The 8,472-nt window shown below is 59.5% G+C and carries 5 protein-coding genes and 2 pseudogenes; 4 read left to right on the plus strand and 3 right to left on the minus strand.

Annotated features, from left to right (window positions below; translation table 11 throughout):
- From CFII68_RS08370 to fdhA, 4 genes are all read left to right on the plus strand, one after another.
- Window positions 1–2,212 (plus strand): glycine cleavage T C-terminal barrel domain-containing protein (locus tag CFII68_RS08370; protein ID WP_018610497.1); only part of this gene is annotated, 2,212 nt, incomplete at its 5' end.
- Window positions 2,213–2,371: 159 nt separating this feature from the next.
- On the plus strand, window positions 2,372–3,004 hold the full coding sequence (locus tag CFII68_RS08365) for a sarcosine oxidase subunit gamma (RefSeq protein WP_018610499.1): 633 nt from the start codon (window positions 2,372–2,374) through the stop codon (window positions 3,002–3,004).
- A gap of 208 nt (window positions 3,005–3,212) precedes the next feature.
- Window positions 3,213–4,070 carry a formyltetrahydrofolate deformylase gene (purU, locus tag CFII68_RS08360; protein ID WP_018610503.1) on the plus strand — a complete coding sequence of 286 codons (858 nt, stop codon included), beginning with the start codon at window positions 3,213–3,215 and terminating at the stop codon, window positions 4,068–4,070.
- Between the two features lie 194 nt (window positions 4,071–4,264).
- The gene (fdhA, locus tag CFII68_RS08355; RefSeq protein WP_003177608.1) at window positions 4,265–5,464 is read left to right on the plus strand and encodes a formaldehyde dehydrogenase, glutathione-independent; all 1,200 of its coding nucleotides are present in this window, start codon (window positions 4,265–4,267) and stop codon (window positions 5,462–5,464) included.
- A 640-nt stretch (window positions 5,465–6,104) separates the two neighbouring features.
- On the opposite strand, the pseudogene CFII68_RS26985 reads toward fdhA, so the two are convergent.
- From CFII68_RS26985 to CFII68_RS26995, 3 genes and pseudogenes are all read right to left on the minus strand, one after another.
- A pseudogene (locus CFII68_RS26985) lies at window positions 6,105–6,689 on the minus strand (RHS repeat-associated core domain-containing protein); the annotation flags it as partial.
- A 53-nt stretch (window positions 6,690–6,742) separates the two neighbouring features.
- Entirely contained in the window at window positions 6,743–7,759 is a 1,017-nt protein-coding gene (locus CFII68_RS27970) for an RHS repeat-associated core domain-containing protein (RefSeq protein ID WP_018610509.1), read from the minus strand.
- A 581-nt stretch (window positions 7,760–8,340) separates the two neighbouring features.
- Window positions 8,341–8,472 (minus strand): annotated as a pseudogene (locus CFII68_RS26995) (RHS repeat-associated core domain-containing protein); the annotation flags it as partial.

Genomic DNA, 8,472 nt, shown 5'->3' on the forward strand with positions numbered 1-8,472 from the left:
ACCGATCGGCCAGGTCCGCCAGCGCATCAACCGCGTCCGCGCCAAGCGCGTGGTCCTGGCGACCGGCGCCTGCGAGCGCCCGCTGGTCTATGGCAACAACGACGTGCCGGGCAACATGCTGGCGGGTGCGGTGTCCACCTACGTGCGTCGCTACGGCGTGGCACCGGGCAAGAAATTGGTGCTGAGCACCAACAACGACCACGCCTATCGCGTGGCCCTGGACTGGTTCGACGCCGGCCTGCAAGTGGTGGCTGTCGCCGATGCGCGCAGCAACCCGCGTGGTGCGCTGGTGGAAGAAGCCCGCGCCAAGGGCATTCGCATCCTCACCGGCAGCGCCGTGATCGAGGCCCGTGGCAGCAAGCGCGTCACCGGGGCACGTGTTGCCGCGATCGACGTCCGTGCTCACAAAGTCACCAGCCCCGGCGAATGGCTGGACTGCGACCTGGTGGCCAGCTCCGGCGGCTACAGCCCGGTGGTTCACCTGGCTTCGCACCTGGGTGGCAAGCCGATCTGGCGTGAAGACATCCTCGGTTTCGTACCGGGCGAAGCACCGCAAAAGCGTGTCTGCGTCGGTGGTGTGAACGGTGTCTACAGCCTCGGTGATACCTTGGCTGACGGTTTTGAAGGCGGCGTGCGCGCGGCCAACGAAGCCGGCTTCAAGGCAGTGGAGGGCGTATTGCCCAAAGCCCTGAGCCGTCATGAAGAGCCAACCCTGGCGCTGTTCCAGGTGCCCCACGAAAAATCCACCGCACGGGCGCCGAAGCAATTCGTCGACCTGCAGAACGACGTCACCGCCGCCGCCATCGAGCTCGCCACCCGCGAAGGCTTCGAGTCGGTGGAACACGTCAAGCGCTACACCGCACTGGGCTTCGGTACCGACCAGGGCAAGCTGGGCAACGTCAACGGCCTGGCCATCGCGGCCCGCTCGCTGAACGTGAGCATCCCGCAGATGGGCACCACCATGTTCCGTCCGAACTACACGCCGGTGACCTTCGGCGCGGTGGCGGGCCGGCATTGCGGGCACATCTTCGAGCCAGTGCGCTTCACCGCGCTGCATGCCTGGCATGTGAAAAGCGGCGCCGAGTTCGAAGACGTCGGCCAGTGGAAGCGTCCTTGGTACTTCCCGAAGAACGGCGAAGACATGCATGCCGCGGTCAAGCGCGAATGCAAGGCCGTGCGTGACAGCGTTGGCCTGCTGGACGCCTCGACCCTGGGCAAGATCGACATCCAGGGTCCGGATGCTCGCGAGTTCCTCAACCGCGTCTACACCAACGCCTGGACCAAGCTCGACGTGGGCAAGGCCCGCTACGGCCTGATGTGCAAGGAAGACGGCATGGTCTTCGACGACGGCGTAACGGCCTGTCTGGCGGACAACCACTTCCTGATGACCACCACCACCGGCGGCGCGGCGCGCGTGCTGCAATGGCTGGAAATCTATCACCAGACCGAATGGCCGGACCTGAAGGTGTACTTCACCTCGGTCACCGACCACTGGGCAACCATGACCCTGTCGGGACCCAACAGCCGCAAGCTGCTGAGCGACGTCACCGACATCGACCTGGACAAGGACGCTTTCCCGTTCATGACCTGGAAGGAAGGCCTGGTGGGCGGCGTACCGGCGCGGGTGTTCCGCATCTCGTTCACCGGTGAGCTGTCGTACGAAATCAACGTGCAGGCCGACTACGCCATGGGCGTGCTCGAGCAGATCGTCGAGGCCGGCAAAAAGTACAACCTGACCCCGTATGGCACCGAGACCATGCACGTACTGCGGGCCGAGAAGGGCTTCATCATCGTCGGTCAGGACACTGACAGCTCGATGACCCCGGACGACCTGAACATGGGCTGGTGCGTAGGCCGGACCAAACCGTTCTCGTGGATCGGCTGGCGCGGCATGAATCGCGAAGATTGCGTGCGTGAAGAGCGCAAGCAACTGGTGGGCCTCAAGCCGATCGACCCGAATGTCTGGCTGCCGGAGGGCGCGCAACTGGTGTTCAACACCAAGCAGGCGATCCCGATGACCATGGTTGGTCACGTGACCTCCAGCTATGCCCACAACTCCCTGGGTTATTCATTTGCCATGGGTGTGGTCAAGGGCGGCCTCAAGCGGATGGGCGAGCGCGTGTTCGCGCCATTGGCCGACGGCAGCGTGATCGAGGCAGAGATTGTTTCTTCGGTGTTCTTCGATCCGAAGGGGGATCGGCAGAATATCTAACATTTAAGCCCTGTGGTGGGGGCGTGTGGGAGCAAAGCTTGCTCGCGATGCAGGCGACACGGTAGCCATCAGACCGAGTTATCGTTCATCGCGGGCAAGCCTTGCTCCCACAGCGCCACCCACCGGCAGGTCGAACAAGCATTCAGACAGGTGCTCCATATGACCGCAGTCAACGTGTACCCACAACGCCCAACCACCGGGGCCAAGGCCGAGTCGTCGCTGCACCATGCCGACCTCGCCAGCCTGGTAGGCAAGGGCCGCAAGAACGCCGGCGTGACCGTGCGCGAGAAAAAACTCCTGGGCCACCTGACCCTTCGTGGCGACGGTCACGACCCGGCGTTCGCCGCCGGCGTGCACAAGGCCCTGGGCCTGGAATTGCCAGGTGCGCTGACCGTCATCGTCAAGGGTGAAACCAGCCTGCAATGGCTCGGCCCGGACGAATGGCTGCTGGTGGTGCCCACCGGCGAAGAGTTCGCCGCCGAGCAGAAACTGCGCGAAGCCCTGGGCGACCTGCACATCCAGATCGTCAACGTCAGCGGCGGCCAGCAGATCCTCGAACTGTCCGGCCCGAACGTGCGCGACGTGCTGATGAAGTCCACCAGCTACGATGTTCACCCAAGCAACTTCCCGGTGGGCAAGGCCGTGGGCACGGTGTTCGCCAAGTCGCAACTGGTGATCCGCCACACGGGCGAAGACACCTGGGAACTGGTGATCCGCCGCAGCTTCTCGGATTACTGGTGGCTGTGGTTGCAGGATGCCGCGGCTGAGTATGGGTTGAGCGTGCAGGCCTGAAACACCGCAGTCCTTGATGCAGCCAGACTGTGGAAGCAAGACAGTGGAAGAAAGACTGTGGGAGCAAAGCTTGCTCGCGATGCAGGCGCTTGAGTTCCAGATAGACCGCGTTGTTTTTATCGCGAGCAAGCTTTGCTCCCACAGATAAATCCTCCGCCACAGGTTCTGTGTCCGGCGGGGGTATCCATAACAAACAGGAGTCACCGCAATGAGCCGCGCCCCAGACACATGGATCTTGACTGCCGACTGCCCCAGCGTGCTCGGCACGGTGGACGCGGTGACCCGCTTTCTGTTCGAGCAGGGCTGCTACGTCACCGAGCACCACTCCTTCGACGACCGACTCTCGGGGCGCTTCTTCATTCGCGTGGAGTTTCGTCAACCCGACGGTTTTGACGAGCAGAATTTCCGTTCCGGCCTGGCCGAACGCGCGCAAGCCTTCGGCATGGTGTTCGAACTGACGCCGCCCAACTACCGGCCCAAAGTGGTGATCATGGTCTCCAAGGCCGATCACTGCCTCAACGACTTGCTCTACCGCCAGCGCATCGGCCAGTTGTCCATGGACGTGGTGGCCGTGGTGTCCAACCACCCCGACCTCAAGCCGCTGGCCGACTGGCACCAGATTCCCTACTACCATTTCCCCCTGGACCCGAACGACAAGCCCTCCCAGGAGCGGCAGGTGTGGCAGGTGATCGAAGACACCGGTGCTGAGCTGGTGATCCTTGCCCGCTACATGCAAGTGCTGTCGCCGGAGTTGTGCCGCAAGCTCGACGGCAAGGCGATCAACATCCATCACTCGCTGCTGCCGGGCTTCAAGGGCGCCAAGCCGTATCACCAGGCCTACAACAAAGGCGTGAAACTGGTGGGCGCCACGGCGCACTACATCAACAACGACCTGGATGAAGGTCCGATCATCGCCCAGGGCGTGGAAGTGGTGGACCACAGCCACTATCCCGAAGACCTGATCGCCAAGGGCCGGGACATCGAAGGGCTCACCCTGGCCCGGGCCGTGGGGTATCACATCGAGCGAAGGGTGTTCTTGAACGCCAATCGTACTGTGGTGCTGTGATGGACGCCTTCGCGAGCAAGCCCGCTCCCACATTCGACCGCGTTCCACCTTTGGAATGCAGTCGAATGTGGGAGCGGGCTTGCTCGCGAAGAGGCCATTACTAACAACGCAAAAACAGCATCTGTAACCCGAGCAATCAACGCGCTGCCTGCCTGGGCAACGCAGTTCCACAAAAACAACAGCGAGGTGAAAGCATGTCTGGTAATCGTGGTGTCGTGTATCTCGGCAACGGCAAGGTCGAAGTACAGAAAATCGACTATCCAAAAATGCAGGACCCGCGCGGCAGGAAGATTGAGCACGGTGTCATCCTGCGCGTGGTCTCCACCAACATCTGCGGCTCCGACCAACACATGGTGCGCGGCCGTACCACCGCCCAGACCGGTCTGGTCCTGGGTCACGAAATCACCGGTGAAGTGATCGAAAAGGGCAGCGACGTCGAGAACCTGAAAATCGGTGATCTGGTGTCGGTGCCGTTCAACGTGGCTTGCGGGCGCTGCCGTTCCTGCAAAGAACAACACACTGGCGTCTGCCTGACCGTCAACCCGGCCCGTGCCGGCGGTGCCTACGGTTACGTGGACATGGGCGACTGGACCGGCGGCCAGGCCGAATACGTACTGGTGCCGTACGCCGACTTCAACCTGCTGAAACTGCCGGACCGCGACAAGGCCATGGAGAAAATCCGCGACCTGACCTGCCTGTCCGACATCCTGCCCACCGGTTACCACGGCGCCGTGACGGCTGGTGTTGGCCCTGGCAGCACCGTCTACATCGCCGGTGCCGGCCCGGTTGGCCTGGCGGCCGCCGCTTCCGCCCGTCTGCTGGGCGCGGCTGTGGTGATCATTGGCGACGTCAACTCCATCCGCCTGGCCCACGCCAAGGCTCAAGGCTTCGAAATTGTCGACCTGTCCACCGACACCCCGCTGCACGAGCAAATCGCCGCACTGTTGGGCGAGCCAGAGGTAGATTGCGCCGTCGACTGCGTCGGCTTCGAAGCCCGCGGCCACGGCCATGACGGCGTCAAGCACGAAGCCCCGGCCACCGTGCTCAACTCATTGATGGGCGTGGTCCGCGTGGCCGGCAAAATCGGCATCCCCGGCCTCTACGTCACCGAAGACCCGGGCGCTGTCGATGCAGCGGCGAAAATGGGCAGCCTGAGCATCCGCTTCGGCCTGGGCTGGGCCAAATCCCACAGCTTCCACACCGGCCAGACGCCAGTGATGAAGTACAACCGCCAGTTGATGCAGGCGATCATGTGGGACCGTATCAACATTGCTGAAATCGTGGGTGTGCAGGTGATCAGCCTGGATGATGCGCCGAAGGGTTATGGCGAGTTCGATGCAGGTGTGCCGAAGAAGTTTGTGATTGATCCGCATAAGTTGTTTAGTGCGGCGTAAGCGGTAAAGGGCAAGACGGGGAAAGGGCGACAGTGATGTCGCCCTTTTTTGTTCAGTGCATCCCAGCGGCGGCGTTTCGGGACCGAAGCGATTTGGTTTGGCGGACCCTACTCAAGTGCGCCGAGGAGAGTTACGACCGATTCGAGTAGAACTTTTTCATGGTTATCGGCAATTTCTAATTCCTCGACCTTCCTCGGCGTAGTTGGGCTGCTCTTTCTTGGATGACTCGCACAAGGGGGTTGGATGGGCCTCTATCTTGGCTCGCTTGACGGCTACTGCTGGTAGGGGAGATAACCCTGCCCGAAGAATCTAAATGGTGTGATCCAAACGGCCGTCTACGCGGTGTGGGAGCTGGAGGGGGAGCATGCGCAGGAGCGACAACTTCAATCGGTGCGGTAATTGACGCAACAAGAGGGTGTTGAGGTGGCGGCTCGCGATAAAGGACTATGGGATCCGATCTGTGATCAGCGTAGTGAGGTGGCGAGTCGTTATAAGCAGAAGATGCCTCGATTGGATTCCCATGTATCTGGTTCCAGCCATCTTCTGCGTCAGCATAAGGAGGGGGTGCAGCTGGGCGCCTGTTGGGCATAACAGTGTTTGCTGCGCCGCCAATGGCCGCTGGAGATGTGGCGGCTGCGCGGGGCCTGGGTGTTCGAAGGTTCAGGCGGTTTAATATACCTTTCCATAGGTTAGGGAAATGCCCGGTGGGATCTGTCTTATTCACCGGATCCCCCACGCAATAGGCGTAAGCATTCAACCCTCCCTCCCCAAACGGACTCAAACTGTCCGGGCTGTTAAACCGCATCAATACCGGATTGAACGCCCGATACCCATTCCCCAACAAATAATGCCCCGTCACCGGATCCGGCCGTTCGCCGTTGAAGCCGAGCAGGCTGAGTAAGCCGTTTTCCGGGGCACGGTGGCCGTAAGGCGTATAGGCTAGGGGATGAGGCTGCGTGGTATCTAGCGCGTGCAGCACCGAGCGTTGCTGATCGGTGGCGAGCAAGGTGGTTTCGACGGCGTCGTCCTGGCGCTGTTGTTGGGCCAGGAGTTGATCGCCCTGTTGGAATATCGAGCGCTGTACCGAGCCCTGGATCTCGCTGGTCAGGCGCTCCTTCAGGTAGAAGCGCTGGGTGTGGGCCTGGGCCGAGGGTGTGCAGGCGACCAAGCGATCCAGTGGGTCGTAGTGGTAACGGCAGAGCAAGGTTTTATCTGTGGAGGGCATCGGGCTTTACTCTGAGAAATACGAATAGGAACATCATTTTTAAGGGCAGTGGTCTAGCTAGTAGAAGTGTTAGCTTTGGTGGATTGTGGATTGCGAATTTCTTTGGTTGCGGCGCTAGGCGTAATCCCTTGATAGTTGTATTTTTGTTCTATGGTTATAGATCTTTTATCTATGGCGCGAATCATGATGTGCGTTATCTGTTGCTGGCTGTGGTTTTCTGAAGGAAGAGACTCGATTAATGATTTGATTCTTCGCTGATCGCTTTTTGTTAGTTCTTTTTTGGCTGTTTCGATAAACAAATCTAGTGATGTTTTCCTTTGTGCGGGGGTGGGAGGCTGTGAATTTGAGCTGGGTTTGGCGAGGGCAGACTCTAATGGTTGTGTTCTATCGGTTCGGTATGGTTTGGTCGTTGTGGAGAGTTGGTGTGTTTCCTTTTTTTTATAAATCCCTACTAAATTATATGGCGTGGCAGGTGTTTTGCGATTGTTGTGTTTTGAAAGTGGCTTCCAGAATCTCAGCTTTAATTTTGAGAAAAAGGAAAAGCGCCCAGTTGAATCGCTTTTATTTATCGGATCTCCCTCGCAGTACCCATATGCATTCAACCCACCCTCCCCAAACGGACTCAAATTGTCCGGGCTGTTAAACCGCATCAACACCGGATTGAACGCCCGATACCCATTGCCCAACAAATAATGCCCCGTCACCGGGTCCGGCCGTTCGCCGTTGAAGCCGAGCAGGCTGAGTAAGCCGTTTTCCGCAGGGCGATGGCCGTAGGGCGTATAGGCGAGGGGACGAGGCTGCATGGCATCGAGCGCGTGCAGCACCGAGCGTTGCAGATCGGTGGCGAGCAAGGTGGTTTTGACGGCGTCGTCCTGGCGCTGTTGCTGCGCCAGGAGTTGGTCGCCCTGCTGGAATATCGAGCGTCTCTCCGAGCCTTGGACTTCGCTGATCAGGCGCTCCTTCAGGTAGAAGCGCTGGGTGCGGGCCTGGGTCGATGGCGTGCATGCGGCCAAGCGATCCAGTGGGTCGTAGTGGTAACGGCAGAGCAAGGTTTTATCTGGGGTGGGCATGGGCTGTGCTCTGTGGTCAATACAGACAGCAACATCATGTTCAGGCAGAAGGTCGGCTGTCTAGCTAGCAGAAGTGTTAGGTTTGGCTGCCCCTGTCGGCCAGGCACCACTCATAACCGGCTATTTCAGACCATCCCTAATGCGATTCATCGCCTCTGAGTAAGATGGCAGAAACAACTCATCGTAACTGGGAGGGGCATCAGGATCTCGAGGCCGAAAGTTGACCCGCTCGGCATGATTTATGATGATTGCAACAGGTGCTCTATGTCTTGCTCCAGTTTGTAAGAGGCTTCTAATATCTGCTCTAAACAGTGAAAGCATCAGACGCCAACGATTGGGATCTTCAGGGCGAACGGGTTCAGAAGCCGTCATGTTCCTCTCAGAATAGCCGGAATATGGGGCAGGGGCATTGCCCGCTATAATGTCTCTAGTTGTCCCTGCCGCGGATTTATTATTGAAGGTCTGTGATGGAATGGTTCCGGTTGTTGCCGGTGGATTTCGAGAGGCGACGGGTTGAGTGACCGAATCTGATGGCCTCATGAGCCCAGCTCTTCTCAAGACAACTTTTAACGGTTTCCAAGTATGCCCCGTTGGATCAATCCGATTTATCGGATCCCCAATGCAATAGGCGTATGAATTCAATCCACCCTCCCCAAACGGACTCGAACTGTCCGGGCTGTTGAACCGCATCAACACCGGATTGAACGCCCGAT

It is taken from the genome of Pseudomonas sp. CFII68 (assembly GCF_000416195.1).
Taxonomy (GTDB): Bacteria; Pseudomonadota; Gammaproteobacteria; order Pseudomonadales; family Pseudomonadaceae; genus Aquipseudomonas; species Aquipseudomonas kilonensis.